This window comes from Xylanimonas oleitrophica (genome assembly GCF_003244315.1).
In the GTDB taxonomy this organism is placed as follows: Bacteria; Actinomycetota; Actinomycetes; order Actinomycetales; family Cellulomonadaceae; genus Xylanimonas_A; species Xylanimonas_A oleitrophica.
In genome coordinates this window covers 110,494-131,778 of record NZ_QKWH01000003.1, presented here as the reverse complement: position 1 = coordinate 131,778, position 21,285 = coordinate 110,494, and the positions used below count along the sequence as shown (strand labels likewise).

Annotated in this window: 22 protein-coding genes, 1 tRNA gene and 1 other RNA gene; 8 read left to right on the top strand and 16 right to left on the bottom strand. The window is 74.6% G+C overall.

All coding sequences use genetic code 11. The features are described 5' to 3' along the window. Positions 1-69 precede the first annotated feature (69 nt). The 4 genes from DNL40_RS06300 to DNL40_RS06285 form a co-directional block, all read right to left on the bottom strand. The gene (locus DNL40_RS06300; RefSeq protein ID WP_111250397.1) at positions 70-2,088 is read right to left on the bottom strand and encodes a serine/threonine-protein kinase; all 2,019 of its coding nucleotides are present in this window, start codon (positions 2,086-2,088) and stop codon (positions 70-72) included. A 219-nt stretch (positions 2,089-2,307) separates the two neighbouring features. Next, positions 2,308-5,469 (bottom strand): bifunctional [glutamine synthetase] adenylyltransferase/[glutamine synthetase]-adenylyl-L-tyrosine phosphorylase, encoded by a 3,162-nt coding sequence (locus DNL40_RS06295; RefSeq protein ID WP_425450765.1) that lies wholly within the window; start codon positions 5,467-5,469, stop codon positions 2,308-2,310. Positions 5,470-5,531: 62 nt separating this feature from the next. Then, complete coding sequence (locus DNL40_RS06290) at positions 5,532-6,869, bottom strand: glutamine synthetase family protein (protein ID WP_111250396.1); 1,338 nt, start codon at positions 6,867-6,869, stop codon at positions 5,532-5,534. 100 nt (positions 6,870-6,969) lie between these two features. Further along, a complete protein-coding gene (locus DNL40_RS06285) occupies positions 6,970-7,185 on the bottom strand; it encodes an SPOR domain-containing protein (protein ID WP_111250395.1) in 216 nt (71 codons plus the stop codon). A gap of 28 nt (positions 7,186-7,213) precedes the next feature. Here DNL40_RS06285 and ppgK point away from each other — a divergent pair, with 28 nt between their 5' ends. Beyond that, complete coding sequence (gene ppgK / locus DNL40_RS06280) at positions 7,214-7,999, top strand: polyphosphate--glucose phosphotransferase (RefSeq protein ID WP_111250394.1); 786 nt, start codon at positions 7,214-7,216, stop codon at positions 7,997-7,999. Positions 8,000-8,056: 57 nt separating this feature from the next. Here ppgK and DNL40_RS06275 read toward each other — a convergent pair whose 3' ends face one another. From DNL40_RS06275 to DNL40_RS06260, 4 genes are all read right to left on the bottom strand, one after another. Beyond that, positions 8,057-8,386, bottom strand: a complete 330-nt coding sequence (locus DNL40_RS06275) for an STAS domain-containing protein (RefSeq protein WP_245885714.1) — start codon at positions 8,384-8,386, stop codon at positions 8,057-8,059. 219 nt (positions 8,387-8,605) lie between these two features. After that, on the bottom strand, positions 8,606-9,223 hold the full coding sequence (locus DNL40_RS06270) for a GNAT family N-acetyltransferase (protein WP_111250392.1): 618 nt from the start codon (positions 9,221-9,223) through the stop codon (positions 8,606-8,608). A 43-nt stretch (positions 9,224-9,266) separates the two neighbouring features. Beyond that, positions 9,267-9,686 (bottom strand): pyrophosphohydrolase domain-containing protein, encoded by a 420-nt coding sequence (locus DNL40_RS06265; RefSeq protein WP_111250565.1) that lies wholly within the window; start codon positions 9,684-9,686, stop codon positions 9,267-9,269. 65 nt (positions 9,687-9,751) lie between these two features. After that, complete coding sequence (locus tag DNL40_RS06260; protein WP_111250391.1) at positions 9,752-10,255, bottom strand: DUF6194 family protein; 504 nt, start codon at positions 10,253-10,255, stop codon at positions 9,752-9,754. A 39-nt stretch (positions 10,256-10,294) separates the two neighbouring features. Here DNL40_RS06260 and DNL40_RS06255 point away from each other — a divergent pair, with 39 nt between their 5' ends. Then, entirely contained in the window at positions 10,295-11,041 is a 747-nt protein-coding gene (locus DNL40_RS06255) for a MerR family transcriptional regulator (RefSeq protein ID WP_245885713.1), read from the top strand. Positions 11,042-11,074: 33 nt separating this feature from the next. Here DNL40_RS06255 and rnpB read toward each other — a convergent pair. Next, an RNA gene (rnpB, locus tag DNL40_RS06250) (RNase P RNA component class A) lies at positions 11,075-11,462 on the bottom strand. 68 nt (positions 11,463-11,530) lie between these two features. Between rnpB and DNL40_RS06245 the strand changes: the two genes are divergently transcribed. Further along, entirely contained in the window at positions 11,531-12,379 is an 849-nt protein-coding gene (locus DNL40_RS06245; protein ID WP_111250389.1) for a YaaA family protein, read from the top strand. Positions 12,380-12,412: 33 nt separating this feature from the next. Here the strand turns inward: DNL40_RS06245 and DNL40_RS06240 are convergent, their stop codons facing one another. Genes DNL40_RS06240 through DNL40_RS06230 form a run of 3 tightly spaced genes read right to left on the bottom strand, consistent with a single transcriptional unit; the run spans position 12,413 to position 15,325 of the window. Next, a complete protein-coding gene (locus tag DNL40_RS06240; RefSeq protein ID WP_111250388.1) occupies positions 12,413-13,606 on the bottom strand; it encodes a bifunctional RNase H/acid phosphatase in 1,194 nt (397 codons plus the stop codon). Between the two features lie 2 nt (positions 13,607-13,608). Then, positions 13,609-14,352, bottom strand: coding sequence for a zinc ribbon domain-containing protein (locus DNL40_RS06235; RefSeq protein WP_111250387.1), 744 nt, complete (start codon positions 14,350-14,352; stop codon positions 13,609-13,611). Between the two features lie 49 nt (positions 14,353-14,401). Further along, positions 14,402-15,325, bottom strand: coding sequence for a Nif3-like dinuclear metal center hexameric protein (locus tag DNL40_RS06230; protein WP_245885712.1), 924 nt, complete (start codon positions 15,323-15,325; stop codon positions 14,402-14,404). A 61-nt stretch (positions 15,326-15,386) separates the two neighbouring features. Between DNL40_RS06230 and DNL40_RS06225 the strand changes: the two genes are divergently transcribed. Continuing rightward, positions 15,387-15,803: an ArsR/SmtB family transcription factor gene (locus DNL40_RS06225; RefSeq protein WP_111250385.1), complete on the top strand. Its 417-nt coding sequence runs from the start codon at positions 15,387-15,389 to the stop codon at positions 15,801-15,803. Positions 15,804-15,870: 67 nt separating this feature from the next. Here the strand turns inward: DNL40_RS06225 and DNL40_RS06220 are convergent, their stop codons facing one another. Further along, positions 15,871-17,547 (bottom strand): bifunctional 3'-5' exonuclease/DNA polymerase, encoded by a 1,677-nt coding sequence (locus tag DNL40_RS06220; protein ID WP_111250384.1) that lies wholly within the window; start codon positions 17,545-17,547, stop codon positions 15,871-15,873. A 105-nt stretch (positions 17,548-17,652) separates the two neighbouring features. Here DNL40_RS06220 and DNL40_RS06215 point away from each other — a divergent pair, with 105 nt between their 5' ends. The 4 genes from DNL40_RS06215 (at position 17,653) to DNL40_RS06200 (ending at position 20,230) form a co-directional block, all read left to right on the top strand. Then, a complete protein-coding gene (locus tag DNL40_RS06215; RefSeq protein WP_179950968.1) occupies positions 17,653-18,225 on the top strand; it encodes a GNAT family N-acetyltransferase in 573 nt (190 codons plus the stop codon). A 76-nt stretch (positions 18,226-18,301) separates the two neighbouring features. Beyond that, positions 18,302-18,562 (top strand): hypothetical protein, encoded by a 261-nt coding sequence (locus tag DNL40_RS06210; protein WP_111250383.1) that lies wholly within the window; start codon positions 18,302-18,304, stop codon positions 18,560-18,562. Between the two features lie 66 nt (positions 18,563-18,628). After that, positions 18,629-19,390 (top strand): SDR family oxidoreductase, encoded by a 762-nt coding sequence (locus DNL40_RS06205; protein WP_111250382.1) that lies wholly within the window; start codon positions 18,629-18,631, stop codon positions 19,388-19,390. A gap of 9 nt (positions 19,391-19,399) precedes the next feature. Continuing rightward, positions 19,400-20,230, top strand: coding sequence for a helix-turn-helix transcriptional regulator (locus tag DNL40_RS06200; RefSeq protein WP_111250381.1), 831 nt, complete (start codon positions 19,400-19,402; stop codon positions 20,228-20,230). Between the two features lie 41 nt (positions 20,231-20,271). On the opposite strand, the gene DNL40_RS06195 is transcribed toward DNL40_RS06200, so the two are convergent. The 3 genes from DNL40_RS06195 to DNL40_RS06185 all read right to left on the bottom strand — a co-directional run bounded on the left by DNL40_RS06195 (position 20,272) and on the right by DNL40_RS06185 (position 21,262). Further along, a complete protein-coding gene (locus DNL40_RS06195; protein WP_146252031.1) occupies positions 20,272-20,517 on the bottom strand; it encodes a hypothetical protein in 246 nt (81 codons plus the stop codon). 176 nt (positions 20,518-20,693) lie between these two features. Continuing rightward, positions 20,694-20,766, bottom strand: a tRNA-Val gene (locus DNL40_RS06190). 40 nt (positions 20,767-20,806) lie between these two features. Then, entirely contained in the window at positions 20,807-21,262 is a 456-nt protein-coding gene (locus DNL40_RS06185; protein WP_111250379.1) for a peroxiredoxin, read from the bottom strand. Positions 21,263-21,285 lie beyond the last annotated feature (23 nt).

Sequence of the window (21,285 nt, the reverse complement as noted above, 5' to 3'; positions counted from 1 at the left end):
CGGCCGCTGCTCCCCGTCACCGGTCCGCGACGGTCCTGCGCGGGCTCCCCGGCGGTGCCGCGGCCCGCGTCACTGACGCGTCGTGATGCTGAACGGCGCGCTCTCGAGGTTGGGGAAGTTGCCCACGGACGCCCGTACGACGCAGCTGGGGGCGACCGCCAGGGCCGTGACGGTCAGGCCGTCCGACGAGACGGCGAGCGCACCGGAGCAGCCGTCGGCGAACCGCACCCCGGCCTCGCCCCCGGCGACGTCCTGCAGCATCTGCGAGGGCCGGCCGGTGGCGGGGCTGACGTAGAGCGGGTTGAGCTCGTCGGGTCCGCTGGGCCACACGGGCACGAGGGTGACGGGCAGGGCCGTCTGGCTCACCGTGCGCGAGGCGGTGCGGACCTCGATGTCCTGGAGCCGCTGCACCGGGTAGGCGGTGCCGGTGACCGAGGGGCTCGACACGGCGTCGCGCGTGGCCTGCGCGCCGGCGGCGAGCCAGGCGTCGAGCTCGTCCTGGCCGGCGAGGCGCAGCGGCACCTCGGCGTGCAGCGCCACCTGCCCGCGGGCCGGGATCTCGACGCCCTCGAGCCGCCACCCGCAGTCGACCGTGATGGCGGTGACCGAGGGCTGGTTGCGGCTGGCGGTGACGCCCTCCCAGCGGACGGGCGGGCACGCCTCGCCCTCGGTGGCACCGGGCACCACCTCGAGGAACGCGCCCTGGAGCGGGGAGACCTGCGCGCTGTAGGTCACCGACAGGGAGACGGTCTGCGTCTCGGGGTCGTAGGCGGCGTCCCGGCTTACCGACAGGCCGGTCGGCAGGGCCGGGTCCTGCTGGTGGGCCGTGATGCGCACGGGTGCCGTGGCGGGGGGCGCGGCGGGCTCGGGGCCGGCCTCGGGCCACATCGTGATCGCGAGCGCGACGGCGCCGGCGGTCAGGACGCCGACGGCGGCCAGGAGGCCGGCCCGCGGGGTCAGCCAGGCCGGGCGGCGGCGTGAGCGTGGTTGCGGTGTGGCCGGGCGGGCGTGGCCGGGGGTCTGCTGCCGGCGGCGGACGACGGTCTGCGTTCCCGCGACCCCGAGGTCGGGCAGCGCGGCAGCGGGAGGTCGTGCGCCAGGGACCCGGGTGCCCGTCCCGTCCGGAGCGAGGTCGTGCACGACGGCGCCCGCACCGGCGCCGCCGCCGGCTGCGCCGCCTCGCACCACCGTGGCGGGATGGTCGGGCTCCTGGAAGCCCTCGGGCAGCCCTTCGGCCGGCAGCGCGCCGAGGGCTGCGTGCGCGTGACCGAGACGCACCAGGAGGGCCGCGGCGTCGGCGGCGCTCGGACGTGCGTCCGGGTCCTTGCTGAGCATGCGCTCGAGCGCCGACCACAGGTCTGCGGGGAGCGGCAGCCGCGGAGGGACCGCCGTGACGTGCCGGTAGGCGACCGTGAAGTCGGTGCCCGGCCCGGCGAAGGGGGTGCGGCCGGCGAGCAGCTCGTAGAGCATGACGCCGGTCGAGTAGACGTCGGCGGGCGGACCCGCCTGCCCCGTGGTGATCAGCTCCGGCGCCATGTACTGCGGGGTGCCGAGGAGGCCGGTGGTCATCCGGGCCTTCTCACCCATGACGGAGGCGATGCCGAAGTCGGTGACGCGCACCGCACCGGTCAGGCCCGGTCGCCACGGCTCGGACAGCAGCACGTTGTCGGGCTTGACGTCCCGGTGCGCCACCTGGCGGCCGTGGGCAGCGCCGAGCGCCTCGAGGACCTCGACGGCGAGCCCGACGGCGTCGCGCGGTGCGAGCGGCCCGTGCGCGGCGAGCAGCTGACGCAGGGAGCCACCGGGCACGTAGTCCATGACGATGGCGAGACGGTCCCCCTCGACGACGAGGTCGCGCACCCGGACGACGTGGGGGTGGTGCAGCGACAGCAGCACGGACCGTTCGCGCACGAAGCGTTCGACGATCGCCGGGTCGTGGGCGTGCTCGTCCTTGAGGAGCTTGGCGGCCACCGTGCGTCCGTCGTGCCGCGACTGGGCGAGCCAGACGTCGCCGACGGCCCCGGAACCGACGTGCTCGAGCAGCCGGTAGGACGCCCCGAGCGCGTCACCGGACCGCGAGCGTGCCACGGCTGCCCCCATCGTCGTGCTCGCCGCAGCGCGCCGACGTGCACCTGCGCGGGCCTGCGGGCTGAAACCCTCAGCGGCACATCGTACAAGCGGCGACCTGCGCGATCGCCGCTCGGTGAGGGCGAATTCCGCGGCGGAGCCCACGGTCGGTCCACAGCCGGCGCGCGGGCCGTCCGCACGTCGCAGCCAGCCGAAGTCAGGCTCGGATTCGGACCGCAGTCAGTCCGCGTCGTAGAAGACCCGCTCCACCACGCCCCGCGCCCGCCGGGCCGTGCGCAGGTACAGCTCCTCCAGCTCGCTGCCCGTGCCGACGTCTCCCAGGAGCCGGGCCACGCCTGCCAGGGCGCGCCGGTCGTGCGGGAGCAGGTCGGCCTGCGCGCCGCCCGTCCGACCGGACCACAGGACGACGGCCGACCGCAGGCGCGAGGCCAGGCGCCACGCCTCGCACAGCGTCTGGGCGTCGTCGGGCTCCAGGAGCTGCGCCTCGACCGCGGCCTCGAGGGCCGCCACGGTCTCCGTGGTGCGCAGGCCGGGCACCTCGTGGGCGTGGCGCAGCTGCAGCAGCTGCGCCGTCCACTCGACGTCCGACACTCCCCCTCGCCCCAGCTTGAGGTGCCGGGCCGGGTCGACGCCGCGGGGCAGCCGCTCGGACTCGACCCGCGCCTTGATGCGCCGCACCTCGCGCACGTCGGTCAGGGCGAGACCACCCGCCGGGTAGCGCAGGGGGTCCACGACGGCGGCGAACCTCTCGGCCAGCTCGCTGCTCGCCCCACCGAAGTCCTCACCCGCCACGGGCCGGGCCCGCAGCAGCGCCTGCGCCTCCCAGACGCTGGACCAGCGCGCGTAGTACTCGGCGTAGGAGTCGAGGGTGCGCACCAGCGGGCCCTGGCGCCCCTCGGGCCGCAGGTCGGCGTCCACGGGCAGGGCGGGCTCGGGTCCGACGCCACCCAGCATCTCCCGCAGCCGCGTGGCGGTCACCAGGGCGAACCGTCCGGCCGCCTGGGGATCGGCGCCCGGCACCGGGTCGTGCACGAACATGACGTCCGCGTCGGAGCCGTAGCCCAGCTCGCGCCCGCCCAGGCGGCCCATGGCCACCACGAGCATCCGCGTCGGGTTGGCGGCCGGGTCCTGCTCGATCCCCAGCTCCGCGCGGGCCACGTGCTCGGCGATCCGCAGCACGCCTCGCAGGGCGACGTCGGCCGCGTCGGAGATCGCGGCGGCCGCCCCGACCGGGTCCAGCACACCGAGCACCTCCCCCGCGCCGGTACGGGCGAGCTCTCGGCGTCGGACGGCGCGCAGGCTGGTCGCCGCCGCCCGGGGCTCCTCTGCCCGCGTGAGGATCGCGTCAGCCTCGACCGCCAGGCGGCGCGGGCCGCGCGGCTCCAGCCCTGCCGGGTCGTCGAACCACTGGACGGACTCCGGCGACCGCGCCAGCGCATCGGCGAGATAGCGGGACGAGGCCAGCACGTGGGCGAGCCGCTGGGCCGCCGAGCCGGAGTCGCGCAGCAGCTTGAGGTACCAGTGGGTGGAGCCGAGCTCCTCGGACAGGCGCCGGAACGCGAGCAGGCCGGCGTCCGGGTCGGCCCCCTCGGCGAACCAGCCGAGCAGCACGGGCAAGAGCTGACGCTGCAGCGCGGCACGGCGGGAGGTGCCCTCCGTCAAGGAGGTCACGTGCCGCATCGCCCCGTCCGGGTCGCGGTACCCGATGGCCTCGAACCGCTGGCGCGCAGCCTCGGGCGCGAGCGACACCTCGTCGTCGGACAGCTGGGCGAACGCCGGCAGCAGCGGCCGGTAGAAGACCGCCTCGTGCAGCGACCGCACCTCGCGGCGCGTGGAGCGCCACCGGTCCGTCAGCCCCTCGGCGCCCTCGCCGCGCATCCCCAGGGCCCGGGCCAGGCGGCGCAGGTCGTCCTCGCCGGTGGGCAGCAGGTGCGTGCGGCGCAGGCGGAAGAGCTGGACGCGGTGCTCGAGCGCACGCAGGAACCGGTAGCAGACCGCCATCCGGGCGGCGTGGTCACGGCCCACGTACCCCGCGGAGGCGAGCGCGGCGAGCGCCGCCAGCGTGTTGGGAGAACGGATGCCCGCGTCGGTGCGCCCGTGGACGAGCTGCAGCAGCTGCACGGTGAACTCGACGTCGCGCAGGCCGCCGCGCCCCAGCTTGATCTGCCGGTCGGCCTCGGCCGGCGGCACGTGCTCCTCGACCCGGCGCCGCATGGCCTGGGCGTCCTCGACGAAGTTCTCCCGGGCCACCGCCTTCCAGACCAGCGGGTCGATCGCCTCCCGGTACGCCCGCCCGAGGACGGCGTCGCCCGCGACGGGCCGCGCCTTGAGCAGCGCCTGGAACTCCCACGTGGCCGCCCAGCGGTCGTAGTAGGCCAGGTGGCTGGAGAGCGTGCGCACCAGGGGACCCTGCTTGCCCTCGGGCCGCAGCGCCGCGTCCACCTGCCACAGGGCCGGCTCCCCCGACGCACCGCCGCACACCTTCTGCAGGGTCGAGGCCAGGCGGGTGCCGGCGGCGACGGCACGCGGCTCGTCCACCGGCGCACCGTCCGGTCCCGTGCCGGGCTCGACGACGTAGACGACGTCGACGTCGGACACGTAGTTCAGCTCCCGGCCGCCCGTCTTGCCCATGCCGATGACTGCCAGGCGCGCCTCGGCGTGGTCGGGGTGCTCGGCGCGGGCCACGGCGAGCGCGGCCTCCAGCGCCGCGGCGGCCAGGTCCGCGAGAGCCGAGGCCACCGCCGGGAGCACCGTCAGCGGCTCGTCCGCCGTCAGGTCCTCCGCGGCGATCCTCAGCAGACGGGCACGGTAGGCACGGCGCAGCGCGTCGGTCGCGGTCCGCGCGCCGTCGTCGGGCCACTGCCCGGGAGCCGCACCGGCCACCGGTGCGGTGGCCTCGGGATCGGCGCCGACGGCGGCCAGCAGCTCCGCACGGACCTGCTCCGGTGCCGCGCCGACCGCGCCGTCGTCGTCGAGCAGGCCAAGCAGCGTCGGGCGGCGCACCACCTCGTCCCCCAGGGCCTGCGAGGCACCGAGCACGGCGAGCAGCCGACGGCGCGGCTCCCCGTCGGCGGCCAGCACGCGGCGCAGGTCCTCGGCGCCCGCCGTCCCGGCCAGGCGCACCAGCTGCAGCAGCGCCAGGTCCGGGTCCGCCGTGCCGCCGACGGCTGCGAGCACCTCGTCCGACGCGTCCGCACCGCCCTCCGGCGGCCCCGGAAGCACAGCCGTCAGCGCGGGGTCCCCCCACAGGGCGGCCGACCGCGTGAGGTCCGCGAACCCGGCGCGCAGGAGGCGCCGGGTGAGCGTCTCCCGTCGTGCCGCAGGGCTCGCGGGCGCCGACGGGCGCGGCAGGTCCGGTCCGGGCGTCGTCGCAGCAACCACGTGCCGACCCTAGCCCGCCCGGCGGCGCCCGGCGCCCCCGCCACGGACCCGATCCGCGCAGGTCAGAGGAACTGGAGGAACCGCTGCAGCTCGTACGGGGTCACCTGTGCCCGGTACGCCTCCCACTCCTGCTTCTTGTTCGCCAGGAAGTAGCGGAAGACGTGCTCGCCCAGGGTCTCGGCCACGAGCTCCGAGCGCTCCATGATCGAGATCGCCTGGTCGAGCGACTGCGGCAGCGGGGTGATGCCCAGGGCGCGGCGCTCGGCGTCCGTCAGCTCCCACACGTCGTCCTCGGTGGCGTCAGGGAGCTCATAGCCCTCCTCGATGCCCTTGAGACCCGCCGCCAGCATCACCGCGAACGCCAGGTACGGGTTCGCGGCCGAGTCCAGAGCCCGGTACTCCACCCGGGAGCTGTTGCCCTTGCCCGGCTTGTACATCGGCACCCGCACCAGCGCGGAGCGGTTGTTGTGGCCCCAGCACACGTAGCTCGGCGCCTCGGCCCCGCCCCACAGGCGCTTGTACGAGTTCACGTACTGGTTGGTGACAGCCGTGATCTCCGCTGCGTGGACCAGGAGGCCGGCGATGAACTGGCGCGCCGTCTTGGACAGCTCGAACTGCGCGCCCGCCTCGTGGAAGGCGTTGCGGTCGCCCTCGAAGAGCGACAGGTGCGTGTGCATGCCCGAGCCCGGGTGCTCCGCCATCGGCTTGGGCATGAACGTGGCGAAGACGCCCTGCTCGAGCGCCACCTCCTTGACCACCGTGCGGAAGGTCATGAGGTTGTCGGCCGTGGTCAGGGCGTCGGCGTAGCGCAGGTCGATCTCGTTCTGGCCCGGGCCCGCCTCGTGGTGGGAGAACTCCACCGAGATGCCCATGGACTCGAGCATCGTGATCGCGGCGCGCCGGAAGTCGTGCGTCGTCCCGCGCGCCAGGTGGTCGAAGTACCCGCCCCGGTCGATCGGCACCAGCGGCGCCTCCGGGTCGGTCAGCTGCTCGAAGAGGTAGAACTCCACCTCGGGGTGCGTGTAGAACGTGAAGCCCGCGTCGCTCGCCTTCGCCAGCGCCCGCTTGAGCACGTTGCGCGAGTCGGCCATCGAGGGCTCGCCGTCCGGCGTGAGGATGTCGCAGAACATGCGGCCCGTGCCGTGACGCTCACCCCGCCAGGGCAGCACCTGGAACGTGGTCGGGTCGGGCCGGGCGATCATGTCCGCCTCGTAGACGCGCGTCAGGCCCTCGATGGAGCTGCCGTCGAACCCGATGCCCTCGCTGAAGGCGGACTCCAGCTCGGCGGGAGCCACCGCCACCGACTTGAGCACGCCCAGCACGTCGGTGAACCAGAGGCGGATGAAGCGGATGTCGCGCTCCTCGACCGTGCGGAGCACGAACTCCTGCTGCCTGTCCATGGTGCTCATCTTGCACGAAGACTGTTACCGGCGAGTGACGCACCCGGCCCGCGGGGCGACCTCGCAGGCCACGAAGACGCGAGCGTCACGGCGCCGCGGGTCAGGAGCCGTTCCACCGCTCGTCGTCCTCGTCCCATGCCTCGCTGCGCTCCTTGGCCTTCTCCAGGGCGCGCTGCGCGTCCTCGCGCGTCTTGAACGGACCCATGCGGTGGGTCCACGACGACTGACGCCCCTGCTCGACCTCGCCGGTCGACAGGTTGAACCAGTACTCGGCGTCGGTGCTGGGGACGGGGTCCAGGGTGTTCTCCTCGCTCATGGTTCGATCCTGCACCAGGATGGAGGCCATGGCTCGACATCTCGCCCTCGGCATCGACATCGGCGGCTCCGGCATCAAGGGGGCACCGGTGGACCTCGACACCGGCGAGCTCGCCGCCGAGCGCCTGCGCATCCCCACCCCCGGCGAGTCGACCCCCGAGGCCGTCGCCGCCGTGGTCAGCCAGCTGGTCGACTCGTTCGACCTGCCCGAGCACGCACCCGTCGGGGTCGCGTTCCCCGCCCCCATGGACCACGGGGTCGTCCGGTTCATCGCCAACCTCCACCAGTCGTGGAAGGGCGTGGACCTGCCCGAGCTGCTGCACGACGCCACCGGGCGGGAGGTCACCGCCGTCAACGACGCCGACGCGGCCGGCATCGGCGAGCAGCGCTACGGGGCCGCCAAGGGCCGCGACGGCGTCGTGCTCGTCGCCACGCTCGGCACCGGGATCGGCTCGGCGCTCATCGTCGACGGCGTGCTGGTGCCCAACACCGAGCTCGGCCACCTGGAGATCGACGGGCACGACGCCGAGTCCCGCGCCGCCGACTCCGCCCGCGAGCGCGAGAGCCTCGACTTCGCGGCCTGGGCCGGGCGGCTGCAGCGCTACTTCGAGACCGTCGAGATGCTGCTCTCCCCCGACCTGATCGTGGTGGGCGGCGGCGTCAGCAAGAAGCACAAGGAGTTCCTGCCGCTGCTGGACCTGCGCGCGCCGATCATCCCCGCCGAGCTGCGCAACGCGGCAGGCATCGTCGGCGCGGCCGCGCTGGCCTCCTCGCGCGCCAAGCACAGCAAGCACGGCAAGAAGCACAAGAAGTGAGAGAGCGGTGCCCGCGGCCTCCTCGCCGCGGGCACCGCCCCCGGGGCTGCGCGAGGTTCAGACGCCCGGCGGCCGCTCGTCGCAGATGACGTCGTGCACGCCGACCATGTGCAGCACGTCCGCCACGACCTGCGGCGGGTTGCGCAGCGACACCGCCAGCCCCTCGTCGCGCCCCACCCGGCACAGCTGCACCAGGAACGCCACCCCGGCCGAGTCGATGAAGTCCACCCGGGTCGCGTCGACGACGACCGGGACGTCCTGCTCCAGCGCACCCGCGAGCGCCGCGCTCGCCTCGGTGCGCAGCGCGGCGTCGATCTCTCCCCACATCTCCACCACGCTGGACTCGGCGCCTCGCACCAGGTCGATGCCGCCCGTCCGCGTGCCCATGACCGTCATGCTGATCCATCTCCCCGTTCACCGGCGGAGGGCCGCGCCGATTCTGGGCGTCGGCCGCCGTGATCACGGCCTCGTTGCCGCCCCCTGACGATACAACGATGATGGTGACGAACGGAACACCTCTTGACGGTCCTTTTGCATTGAACGATCGCAGGGCAGCGGGAGGCAACGTCCGTGGTCGCAGGTGTGCGGACCGCACGGGTCCGGCGGTCAGAAGTCGACCCGGTAGACGCGACGGCGCACCGTCGGCGCACCGACCTCCTCCAGGCCGGCAGCGGCGAAGACCTGGGGCGTGCCCACTGACGCCTCGTCCCAGGTGATCTCCTGGCCCGGCGGTGCCACGATCGGGTACCCCTCGACGGCGGCCGCACCACGCTCCCGCGCGAGGTCGACGGCGGCGCGCGCCAGCTCGTACGTCATCCCCTGGCCGCGACAGCCCTTGCGGACGACGAAGCACACGATCGCCCAGACGGAGCCGTCGGCCCGGTCCTCGTGCCGCCCCTGCCACGGGACGCTGCTGCTGCGCGGTCCCGTGTACCGGCGGTAGGTGGTCCGAGGCGCGACGGCCACCCACCCGACGGGCTCCCCGTCGAGGTAGGCGATCACACCGCTCGTCGACGCAGCCCCCGGGTCGTCGGGGTTCGTCTGCTCGTGCAGCCGCAGGCGCCGCTCCGCCACCGGCATGTCCCACCAGTCCCGGTCCCCCAGGACGATGCGCTGGCACTGGCAGCGGCCGGCCGTGGACGCACCGAGCACGGCCTGCAGGTCCTCGAACGGCGCATCGTTCGCGGCCCGGAACCTCAACGCTGAGTCGCCCGGCGGGCTCATGTGCCCAGCGTAGGCCGCAGGGTGGTCCGAGGCGTGCGGCGCGCTACGGGAGAGAACGCAGCAGGCCCAGCACGTCGGCCGGCTGCCACCCCTCGGGCCGCAGCTGCTTGCCGTCCGCACGACGCGGCCCGGACGCCTTCGCCAGGTTCGCGGCGTGCACCTCCGCGAACACCCGGTCCGCGGGCACGCCGAGGGCGGCCAGCGCCCCGTAGGTGACGTAGAGCAGGTCCGCGAGCTCGTGAGCGAGCCGGGCGATGTCCGCGAGCCCGGCATCCTCGCTCGCCTCCTGGCCCGCCACCACCCGGGCGCGCAGCAGGGCGACCTGCTCCAGCACCTCGGCGAACTCCTCTCGCAGGAGCGTCTCGCGCAGGTCGAGCGTCGCCAGGTCGGGCAGCGTCGGCCCAGCCGGCACGCTCTCCCCCACGGCGCGGTGGAACTCGGCGACCAGGTCGGCGTTGCTCATGCCCGGCAGCGTAGGGCCGCCCGCCCCCGGCGGCACGGAGGCGGGCGGCATGGGCCGGACGACGCTCAGCCGTCCTCCGAGACCGCCGCGTCGTTCCCGACGGCCGACGTCGCTGCCCGGCGGCCCGCCCGCCGCCGGGCAGCCGCGTGCGCGTCCCGCAGCAGCCGGACGGCCAGGTCGCCGGTCTCCGAGCCGGGGTTGACGATCGCCACCCAGCCCTGTGTCCGGTAGACCGGGTGCGGGAGCACCGTGTCCGTCGCGGAGAAGTCCACGGCCGTCCCTCCCGACCGAGGGTCCTCACCGAGAAGCTCCCGGAACACCGAGCGCCCGACGTGCACGTTCAGTCGCCAGCGACCCGGAGGGTCGAGGTCGCACAAGACGTCGTCGGGATAGTTCTTCGTCACCACCGTGGCGTACGGCTGCTCCCTCTCCGGCACCTTCCCGTCCGGTGCGTAGTAGAAGAAGTGGTCGCCCCAGGCCAGCGCCGGGAAGGCGCTGCCCTCGGTGGGCGCGAGCTCCAGGACGCCCTCGAACCCCCGTACCGTCTCCAGGATCTGCTCCATACTCATGGTTCGAGCATGAGGTTGAAGTGCTTATGGAGGGTTGACGTGGGAAACCGCCATTCGGCAACCCGTGCGAACCTGAGCACCGCCGAGGTCTCAGCGGCCACGGGCTGGTCGCCGCAGCAGGTCCGCGACCTCGAGGCCCACGGGGTCCTCCCGCCCGCGCAGCGCGCACCGAACGGCTACCGGCGGTTCTCCCCCGAGCACCTGCGCGACCTGCACACCTACCGGGACCTCGCCTCCGCCGTCGGACCGGTGCAGGCCCGCCGCACGATGCGCCAGATCCGTGCGATGCCCACGGCCGACGCCGTGGCCCACGTGTGCGACCTCCACGCGCGGCTCAACCAGGAGCGCGAGCAGGCACTCGCAGCACGCCACGCGCTCACCGCCATCAGCACCGAGGCCACCACCGACTCCTCGCCGGCCGACGGCGACACCATGACGATCACCGAGCTGGCCGGCGCCCTCGGCGTGCGGGCCTCCACGCTGCGCTTCTGGGAGCGGGAAGGACTCGTCCACCCCGAGCGGGTCCCCACCTCGGCAGGGACCGCCCGGCGCTACCCCGCGCCTGCGATCCGCGAGGCCCGCATCACCACGGCCCTCCGCGCGGCCGGCTACCGCATCCCCGAGGTCCGGCACGCGATCACCGCGGTCCGGGAGCTGCAGGAGGTGAGCCGGTCGCTCGCGGCGCTCGACGAACGGCTGGCTCTCATCGCACAGCGCTCGCTGGCGCTCCTGCGGGCCGGCGCAGCGCTCGCGGAGATCGTCCGCACCACCGGCGAGAACCCCTGAGATGCCACACGCGCCGTGCGGCGGGGGCATGGGCGGACGAGCCGGTCTGTACGCCGGGTTCTGTACCCGCCCCCGGTTGCCCCGAGGCGGGCGACGGTCATCCATCTAGGGCCTGCGTTGCCGCAGGCCTCGAGCGGTCTACCCGGAAGCTCGGGCGGGCCGCCCTCGATCGCTCCCTGTCTGACCTTGCTCCAGGTGGGGTTTACCTAGCCGCACCTGTCACCAGGTGCGCTGGTGGTCTCTTGCACCACCGTTTCACCCTTACCGCCCCGGCTCGCGCCGGGGAGGCGGTCTGTTCTCTGTGGCACTTTCCCGCGGGTCACCCCGGGTGGCCGTTAGCCACCACCTTGCCCTTCGGAGCCCGGACGTTCCTCGGCACCCGGGGCGGAACCCCAGGTGACGCGACCGTCCGACCGACTCGTCCGCCCGGCAAGGATACGTCAGCGGCGCGACCCGGACGCCCTGCCCGCGCGTCGTAGGGTTCCGCCTGTGCTCCTGCTCCTGCCGCCCTCCGAGGGCAAGACGCCCGCGCCCGACGGCGCCGCCCCCGTGGACCTCGCCGCTCTGACGGCCGCCGCCGAGCTCACGCCTCAGCGCACCGCCGTGCTCGACGCCCTGGCTGCGGTGAGCGCCCGCCCGGACGCGACCACGGTGCTGGGTGTGGGCGACTCGCTGGCGGCGGAGGTGGAGCGCAACACGCGGCTGCGCACGGAGCCGGCGGGCCCCGCGGCGCACGTGTACACGGGCGTGCTGTACGCGGCGGCAGACCTCGCGGCGCTCACGGCCGACGCCGGGAGCGAGGCGTCCGCACGCGCGGCGGCGTCGGTGCGGATCTTCTCCGGCCTGTGGGGCATGGTCGCCCCGGCGGACCGGGTGCCCGCCTACCGGCTCTCGGGCGGCGTCGACCTGCCGGGCGTGGGCAAGCTCTCGACGGCGTGGCGCGGCCCGCTGAGCGAGGCGCTCGACGCTCGGGCGGCAGGCGACGTCGTCGTCGACTGCCGCTCGGCCACGTACGTCGCGGCGTGGAAGCCGCGCACCACCGGCCCGGACGCCGCGGAGTGGGTCACGGTGCGGGTGGTCCGCGAGGCGGGCGGCAAGCGGACCGTCGTCTCCCACAACGCCAAGCACACGCGCGGGGTGCTCGCGGGGCACCTGCTGCGCCGCGAGGCACAGCCGCCGACGTCGGCGGACGAGCTGGCGCGGGCGGCCGGCGAGCTCGTGGGCCAGGTGGTCGGCACCGAGGTGGGATCCGGCCTCAGCTACCGCATGCTGGAGGCCACGCTCCACGCCGCGACCTCGAAGACGGCGCCGCAGACGCTCGAGCTCGTCGTCGGCTGAGCGGCCGGGCCACGCCCGGCCGCTCCCCTCGCCTCAGTCCCCGGTGGGGTAGCCGACCGCGGTGACCTCGGCCGCGCCGTCGGGCCACGCACGCAGCACGGACAGCGAGCACGGCGGGATGCGCAGCCGCGACCACCGCGACGACGGCGCGCCCATCGCCCGCCCCAGCACCGTGCGGATCATGGCTGCGTGCCCCACGACGACGACGGCGCGGCCCGTGCCGGCTCGCAGCAGCTCCTGCAGCGCCTCGTCGACGCGCTCGCCCACCTGCTCGTAGGACTCGCCGCCGGGCGGCACGTACGTGCCGGTGGTGTGCCACAGCCCGAGCTCGCCGGGCCACCGCTCCTCGATCTGCGGCGCGGTGAGCGACTCCCACTCGCCGAACTCGCACTCGCGCAGCCGCGCGTCGGTGCGCACGGGCAGCCCGAGGCGGCGGCTGATCGCCGTCGCCGTCTCCTGCGTGCGCACCATGGGCGACGCGACGATCTCGGTGGGGCGCGGCAGGTCGGGCCACACGCCGGTCAGGCGGTGCACGACGTCGGCCGCACGCGCCGCCTGCGTGCGCCCGTGGGTGGTCAGGGACGGACCGGGGACCCCGCCACCGGAGTAGCCGCCCACCACGGTGAGCGGGGTCTGCCCGTGCCGCACCAGCACCACGGTGAGGGCGTCGGCACCGTCGTAGCGGGCAAGGGCCCCGGACGGCCGCACGTGCGTGTCCCGCCCGGGGGCCGCCTCGGGGGCCGGGGCACCCGCCGAGGACGCCGCGCCGGGCTGCGTCTCGCCGGCCGGCTCGTCGGGGTGGTCGCGCACCACGTCACCGGCGGTGTCCATCGCCTCGTTGGCGAGCCGGTCGGCGTCGGCGTTCTGCGCGCGCGGCACCCAGGTGTACGACACGTGGGTCGCGGGCAGCACCCGGCCAGCCTCCTGGGCGATGCGGCGCAGGGCGTCGTGCTTGATCTGCCAGCGCCCGCTCATCTGCTCCACGACGAGCTTGGAGTCCATGCGCACCTCGACCCGGGCGTCCGGGTCGAGCGCGTGCGCGGCGCGCAGCCCCTCCAGCAGGCCGGTGTACTCGGCCACGTTGTTGGTGGCGATGCCGAGGAACCCGGCCCGCTCGGCCAGCACACGCCCGGTGGCGGCGTCGCGCACCAGCGCCCCGTAGCCCGCGGGCCCGGGGTTGCCGCGCGAGCCGCCGTCCGCCTCGACCACGAGGTGCCGGCCGGGCACCGTCAGGCCGCCGTGTCGCCGACGCGGACCAGGATGCGGCCGCACTCCTCGCAGCGCACGACCTGTTCGGGAGCGGCGGAGCGGGCGGCCGCGAGGTCACCCGGGTTGAGCTCGAGGCCGCAGCCCTCGCACCGGCCGCCGCGCAGGGCGGCCGCCCCGCGCCCGCCCAGGCGCTCGCGCAGCTTGTCGTACACCGCGACCAGGCCGGCGTCGATGCCCGCGGCAGCGGTCTTGCGCTCGGCCGCGAGCGCCTCGTACTGCGCCTTGAGGTCGGCGAACGCGGCGTCGCGCTCCGCCTCGGCGGCCGTCTTGGCGTCGACGAGCTCCTGGTGGGCGGACTCCACCTTGGCCAGCGCGTCCTGGTGGGCCTCCAGCCGCTCCATGACGTCGAGCTCGACCTCCTCGAGCGCGGCCTGACGCCGGCCGAGCGAGGCGAGCTCGTCGGTCACGGCCACGGCGTCCTTCGCGTTGAGGTTGCCGGTGTCGAGGCGCTGCTGGTCGCGGGCGGCACGGGCACGCACCTGCTCGACGTCGGCCTCCGCCTTGGCGAGCTCGCGCTCGAGGTCGGCCACCGCGGTGCGCGAGTCGACCAGGGAGCCGTGCAGGTCCGCGATCTGCTTCTCGAGCTCGGCGATGCGCGCGAGCGACGGGTGCGTGTTCCGCTGGTGGACGAGCTGCTGGGCGCGGGTGTCGAGCGCCTGGAGGGCCAAGAGCTTGATCTGGTCCTCGGGGGGTGCAGTGGTCACCGCGGGTCCTTCCTGGCCGGTGGCGTGGGGTGAGGGTCGTGCCGTGGGGTCACGGCGCGCGGAACGTCGCCGACCACGGGTCGGTGACGTTCGTGGAGACCCTGCACGTCACCGTACCTTCCTCGCCGCGCTGCGCCAGCAGCGCCGCCACGCCCGCCTGCAGGTCGTCGGCGGCGTAGGTGAGCCACGGCCACTCGGAGGCGTAGTGGGCCACGTCGACCAGGAACGGGGTGCCTGCCTCCGGTCGCCCCTCCGGACCCTCGAAGGTGGCGCGCTCGCGCAGCTCGGACGCCGGGTGGTGGCGCAGGTCTGCGGTGACGTAGACATCGGCGGCAGCGGCCCGCACGGCGTCGAACAGGGAGTCGCCCGAGCCGCCGACCACGGCTGCGGTGGTGACGGTGGCCTCCAGGTCGCCGGCGACCCGCACCCCCTGGGCGGTGGCGGGCAGCGCGGCGGCGACCCTGCGGGCGAACGCTGCGAGGGTCGCCGGCTCGGCGAGCCGCCCGACCCGGCCGATGCCGGTCTGCGCGCCGTCGGTGTGGGCGACGAGCGGGCCACGGTCGACGATGCCGAGCAGGTCTGCGAGGGCGTCGGCGACGCCCCGGGGGGCCGAGTCGGCGTTGGTGTGGGCCACGTACAGGCCGCAGCCGGCGGTCAGGAGACGGTGCACCACAGAGCCCTTGAACGTGGTGGCCGCCACCGAGTGCACCCCCTTGAGGAACAGAGGGTGGTGGGTGATCACGAGGTCGGCGCCCCACTCGAGGGCCTCGTCGACGACGGCGGCGACCGGGTCGACGGCGAGCAGCACCTTGCGCACGGGGGCCGCCGGGTCGCCGGCCACGAGGCCGACCGCATCCCAGGACTCCGCGCTGCCTGGCGGGTACAGTCCGTCCATCACCCCGACGACGTCCGCGAGCGTCGCCGCACCGCCCTCCGAACCGCTCGCGGCAGCCTGGCCCATGGGTGTGATCATGCACACGACCCTAAGGGCGCTCACCGGTTGCCGTGGATTAAGCCCAAACTAAAGTGAGTACGTGGACACCCAGCCGCTCTACAAGATCAAGGCCGACCTGTTCAAGGCGCTCGCGCACCCGTCGCGCCTGCAGGTGCTGGAGGTCCTGGCCGCCGACCCCGACCTCAGCGCGCCCGTCTCGCGCCTCCTGGAGGTCACCGGCGCCGAGCCTTCGGCCCTCTCCCAGCACCTCGCCGTGCTCAAGCGCGTGGGCGTCGTCGAGTCCACGCGCACGGGCAACCTCGTCGACTACCGCCTGACAGAGCCGCTCATCGCAGAGCTCCTGGTGGTCGCCCGCGCGTTCCTTGTCACCCGGCTGACGGGCGAGGCCACACGCGGGCAGATCGCCGCGCTGCGCCGCCTGCCGGCCCTGCCCGGCGCCTCGGCCCGTGCCGTGCTCGACGCCGCCGTGGCCGCGCTCGAGGAAGAGGAGCGCTGAGGGCAGCCACCGGTCGACGCCGGGCACCGGTGTGCCCTGCGACGCCCCGCCCCGTGCCGTCGGCGCCCTACTTGGCGTCGGCGTAGCTCTGCACCTGGGCGACCGTGAGCGGGAACTCGACAGGGAACTGCCCGAAGAGCAGCCGCCCGGCCTCCGCAGCCGCCTCACGCAGCTCACGCTCGACCGCCTCGGCCATGCCCACCGGGGCGTGCACCACCACCTCGTCGTGGAGGAAGAAGACCAGGTGGGGTCGGCGGGCGAACGGTTCTGGCGCAGCACCCGCCGTGGCACCGGTCTCCCCGAGCGCCCACAGCCGACGGCGCACCGACGCCAACCATGCCAGCGCCCACTCGGCAGCGGTGCCCTGCACCACGAAGTTGCGCGTGAACCGGCCCCAGGAACGCGTGTAGGACCGGGCGCCACCACCGTCGTCTGACTCGTACGCCCCGGCCTGCGCCCGCTCCCACGACTCGCCGGGCGCCGGCGACCCGCGACCCAACCACGTGGAGACCACCTCGCCGCGCTCACCGGCCCGCGCGGCGTCCTCGACCAGCGCGATGGCGCGCGGGAACGCCCGCCCCAGGCTCGGCAGCACCTGGGCGCTCGCCCCGGTGGTGCCGCCGTACATGGCCCCGAGCATCCCGAGCTTGGCCAGCTCACGGGTGGCGACGACGCCGGAGGACACGATGCCCGCGTACATGTCACCATCGCGGCCGGCGGCCGCCATCGCCTCGTCGCGGCTCATCGCCGCGAGCACGCGCGGCTCCAGCTGCGCGACGTCGGCGACCACGAGAGCCCACCCCGGGTCCGCGACGACAGCGCCGCGCACGTCCTTGGGCAGCTGCAGCGCTCCCCCGCCCACGCTGGACCAGCGGCCCGTCACCACCCCGCCCACCAGGTACTCGGTGCGGAACCGGCCGTCACGCACCCACGTGTCGAGCCAGTGCCAGCCGTTCGCCGTCGCCAGTCGCACCAGCTTCTTGTACTCCAGCAGCGGCGCGATCACCGGGTGATCGATGGTCTCGAGCTCCCACTTGCGCAGGCTGCTGGCCCCGACGCCCGCGTACTGCATGGCCTTGAGCAGGTCGGGGTGGGAGTCCGGGTTGAGGGTGGGCGGGGCGTCGAGCGCGTCACGGATCGTGACCGCGAGCGCCTCCAGCCTCTCGGGTCGGCGGCCCTCGGGCGGGCGCGGGCCCAGCCGCTCGGTGAGGATCGCGTCGTGCACGTCCGCACGCCAGGGCAGGCCGGCGTGGTGCATCTCGGCGGCCACCAGGGCGCCTGCGGACTCGGCGGCGAGGAGGAAGCGGAGACGGCCGGGGTCCGTGCTCGCCTCGACGGCCGCCGTCTGGGCCGCGAGCTCGGAGGCCGGGTCGAGGGCGGCCGCGTCGGAGCCGCCACGGCGGCTCGGGGCGGCGAGGGCGCCGAGGTCGAAGAGGGCGTCGGGCGCAGGGGTACCCCCGGCACCTGCGCGGCTGGCGGGTGCAGGCTCCAGGCCGTCCCAGCCGTCCGGCGCCGTGCTGGCGAAGGGGGTGGCGGCCGCGAGCGGTGACCGCCGCAGGATCACCCGCGCCAGGCGCAGGTCGTGCGCGCGCTCCACGCGCACGCCGTCGGCCAGCAGGTCCGGGTACCAGCGGTTCGTGTCGTCCCACGTCCAGCGCGGAGGCTCGGGGGCCGCCTCGCCCTCGCGGACGACGGCAGGCAGCTCCGCTGCGGGGCCGGTGAGGACGACGTGCACGCCCCCCATCCTCCCCGCTGGGACCGACAGGCCAGGGCGCGCCTCGCCAGCACGCCCCCAGCACCAGGCATCAGGGCGCGACGCTGACGGAGGCGGCACCTACGATCGGGCCGCGTGAACGACGCCCGCCGCGACCTGCGCGAGGTCACCACCGACCGGCTCCGCCTCACGCCGGTCTCACCCTCCGACCTCGACGAGCTCTTCGCCCTGCACGCCGACCCCCGGGTGTGGACCCACCTGCCCTCCGGCCGGCACCTCGACCGGGAACGGACAGCCCGTGACATCGCCGCGTACCAGGAGGACTGGGAGCGCCACGGCATCGGCTACTGGACCGCTCGCCGCCTCGACGACGGCACCCTGGTCGGCGTGGGTGGCGTGCGGCTCGTGCTGGACGGGCAGGCGTGGAACACGTACTACCGGGTGCACCCGGACCAGCAGGGCAACGGGTTCGCGACCGCCGTCGCGCGCGCCGGCCACACGGCCGCCGCGGCCCTGCGCCCCGAGCTGCCCGTCATCGCCTACCTGCTGGAGCACAACGCCGCCTCGCGCGCCACGGCGGAGCGCCTCGGCCTCTCCCCGGTGTGGCGGGGACCCGACGTCGGCAACCCCGACCCCGACGCGGTGCGGCTCGTCTACGCCGACCGGCCGCTCGACCCGGAGCTGCTGGGACGGATCGCCCGGCGCTGACCTCCCGGCGCGCGAGGCGGGAACGCTCCTGGCGACGCGCACGATGCACGCACCACGGTCGGCTAGCGTCAGCACCATGGCACCCCGACGCGCACAGGTCGCGGCACGCACCGGAGCGCTCACCGCCGCCGTCGGTGCCGTGGTCACGGTCGTCTACCTGTTCCAGCCCTGGCGCACCTGCCCGGACGACGACGTCCCCGCGGCCTGCCCGATGCTGCCCGCCGACGCCGCCGCGATGAGCGCGGCCGTCGTCGTGACCCTGCTGGGCCTCGCCACGTTCGTCACCGCCCTCGCCCTCGCCGCCCGGCGGCCGCGGCCCGGCACGACGACCGCGTGAGCGAGCCGTGACAGGGTCCTGACAGGGCCTCCTGTCCCGGCGGCCGAGCGCCCTAGCGTCGGTGACATGGACATCACCTCTCGTTCCGTGATCATCGTCGGCGGCACCGCCGGCATCGGCCTCGAGCTCGCCCGCCGGTTCCGTGCAGCAGGCAGCACGGTGGTCGTCGGCGGCCGCAGCACCGACGTGCTGGCGCAGCTCGCCGAGGAAGGGTTCGGCACCGTCGAGATCGACGTCACCGACAGCGCCTCGGTGACCCGCGCCCGCGACGACGCGCTGCGAGCACACCCCGGCATCGACACCCTCGTCACGATGGCAGGCACGGGCGCGCAGGAAGACCTGTGGGACCCGGGCCACTTCGCCACCGCCCAGGCCATCGTCGACGTCAACCTGCTCGGCACCATCCGCGTCATCGACGCCTTCACCCCGCACCTGCTCGCCCGGGGCGAGGGCACGATCGTGACCGTCAGCTCCGGGATCGGGTTCCTCCCCTACCCGCCCATGCCCACCTACGGCGCGTCCAAGGCCGCGGTCCACGCCTACAGTGAGGCGCTGCGCGCACAGCTCGCCGGCACCGGCGTCGACGTCACCGAGCTTGTCCCGCCGGCCGTCGCCACGTGGCTCGGGAGCAGCAACCCGCACGCCCTGCCCCTGGACGCGTTCGGGGCGGAGGTCATGGACCTGCTCGCCCAGGAGCCCACGCCCCGGGAGCTCCTCGTGCAGGGCGTCCTCATGCACCGGTGGGCCGAGCGGGACGGCACCTACGACGAGCTCGTGGCACAGCGCTCGCAGGGCCTGGCCGCGCTGCCCGGCCGCACCCGGCGCTAACGTTCAGCGATGGCCGACGACGCACGGACGAACCGGCTCGGCGCCTATCTCAAGGCCCGCCGCGGCCTCGTCACGCCCGAGCAGGCCGGCATCCCCGGCGGCGGGGTGCGCCGCGTGCCCGGCCTGCGCCGCGAGGAGGTCGCGATGCTGGCGGGCATCAGCAGCGACTACTACCTGCGCCTCGAGCGCGGCCGGGACACCCACCCCTCGTCCCAGGTGCTCGACGCGCTCGCCCGGGTCCTCCGGCTCGACGAGACCGAGCGCCGCTACCTGCACGACCTCGCCGAGCCACGTCCCCGGCCTCGACGTCGGCACACGCCCCCGGAGCGGGTGCCCCCACGGCTGCACCACCTGCTGGACGCCGTGGGGGTACCCGCCTTCGTCGAGGGGCGCGCCTTCGACGTCCTCGCGGCCAACGACCTCGCCACCGCGCTCTCCCCGCGCCTGCGGCCAGGGCAGAACCGGCTGCGGTCCCTGCTGCTCGACCCGGAGGAGCAGGCGTTCCAGAAGGACTGGACGGCCTCCGCCGCCGGGTTCGTCGCCGCGTTCCGAGAGCAGGCAGGCGCTCACGCCGACGACCCGCGCGTCGTCGAGCTGGTCGGTGAGCTGTCGCTCGCCAGCGGACGCTTCCGGGAGCTCTGGGCACGCCACGACGTCCGGGTGCTCGAAGGCGGCACCACGACCATGGTGCACCCCGTGGTCGGCGAGCTGCGTCTGCACCGGGACAAGCTCCCCGTCGACGGCGTCATCCTGGTGCTCTACTACGCGGACGCCGGCAGCGACAGCGCCGAGAAGCTGGCTCTCCTCGCGTCGCTGGCCGGCTCGCCCGCCGAGCCCTGAGGAGAACGGCGACGGCTGGTGGGACGGAAGCAGCGGGGCGGTCAGTCTTCTCGGACAGGCGCTTCGGGGGTGCGACCAGGCCGCATCGCCGAGCCGATGACGCCCACCACCCCCGCGACGACGCCGACGGCGGCGAGGACGATCGCAGAGGTGGGGTCGCCCGTGCGCTGTTCCGCGTCTGAGGCGTATCCCTCAAGCACCGCGGCTGCGGCTGCGACCAGCAGCAGAAGGCCGCCAAGACCCGTCAGGATCATCCACATACGACGCGCCGTGCGGGAGCTGGTCACGAGGCAGACCATACGTCAGGAGCGTCGAACATCTGCTGCGCGACAGAGCGCCAGCGACGTGCGGGGGACGGCCGTGAGGAAGGGTCGAAGCGCACGCGGGCCGCGACGAAGGCGAGGAAGCAGAACGGGAACGCACCACATCTGCTGATGTCGCGTGTTCCCGCAAGACACCTGGGTGGGCCCGGCCGGGTTCGAACCGACGACATCCACGGTGTAAGCGTGGCGCTCTACCAGCTGAGCTACAGGCCCTGGTGCACGGCGCGCGTGCGACCGCCAAGGATAGCGGCCCTCAGATCTCCGCCAGCGCCGCCCGGTATGCCTCGATGTCGCGTCGCTGACCGCGCGGGTTGACCACCGACCAGCGGATCACGCCGTCGGCGTCGATCAGGAACGACCCGCGCAGGGCGTGCCCGTTGTCCTCGTCGAGCACGCCGTACGCGCGGGCCACCTCGCCGTGGGGCCAGAAGTCGCTGAGCAGGTCGAACCCGAAGCCCTCCTGCTGCTGCCACGCCTTGAGGGAGAACACGGCGTCGGTGGAGACGGCGAGCAGGCGCACGCCGGCGGACTCGAAGTCCTCGATGTTGTCCCGCAGCTCGCAGAGCTCGCCGGTGCACGTGCCGGAGAACGCGAACGGGTAGAACACCACGAGCACGTTCTCGCCGCGCAGGTCCGCCAGGTGCACGGGCGTGCCGTGCGTGTCGGGCAGGGTGAAGTCGGGCGCGGGGTCGCCGGGCGTCAGCGTCATGCGCTCATCGTGCCGCACCGGCG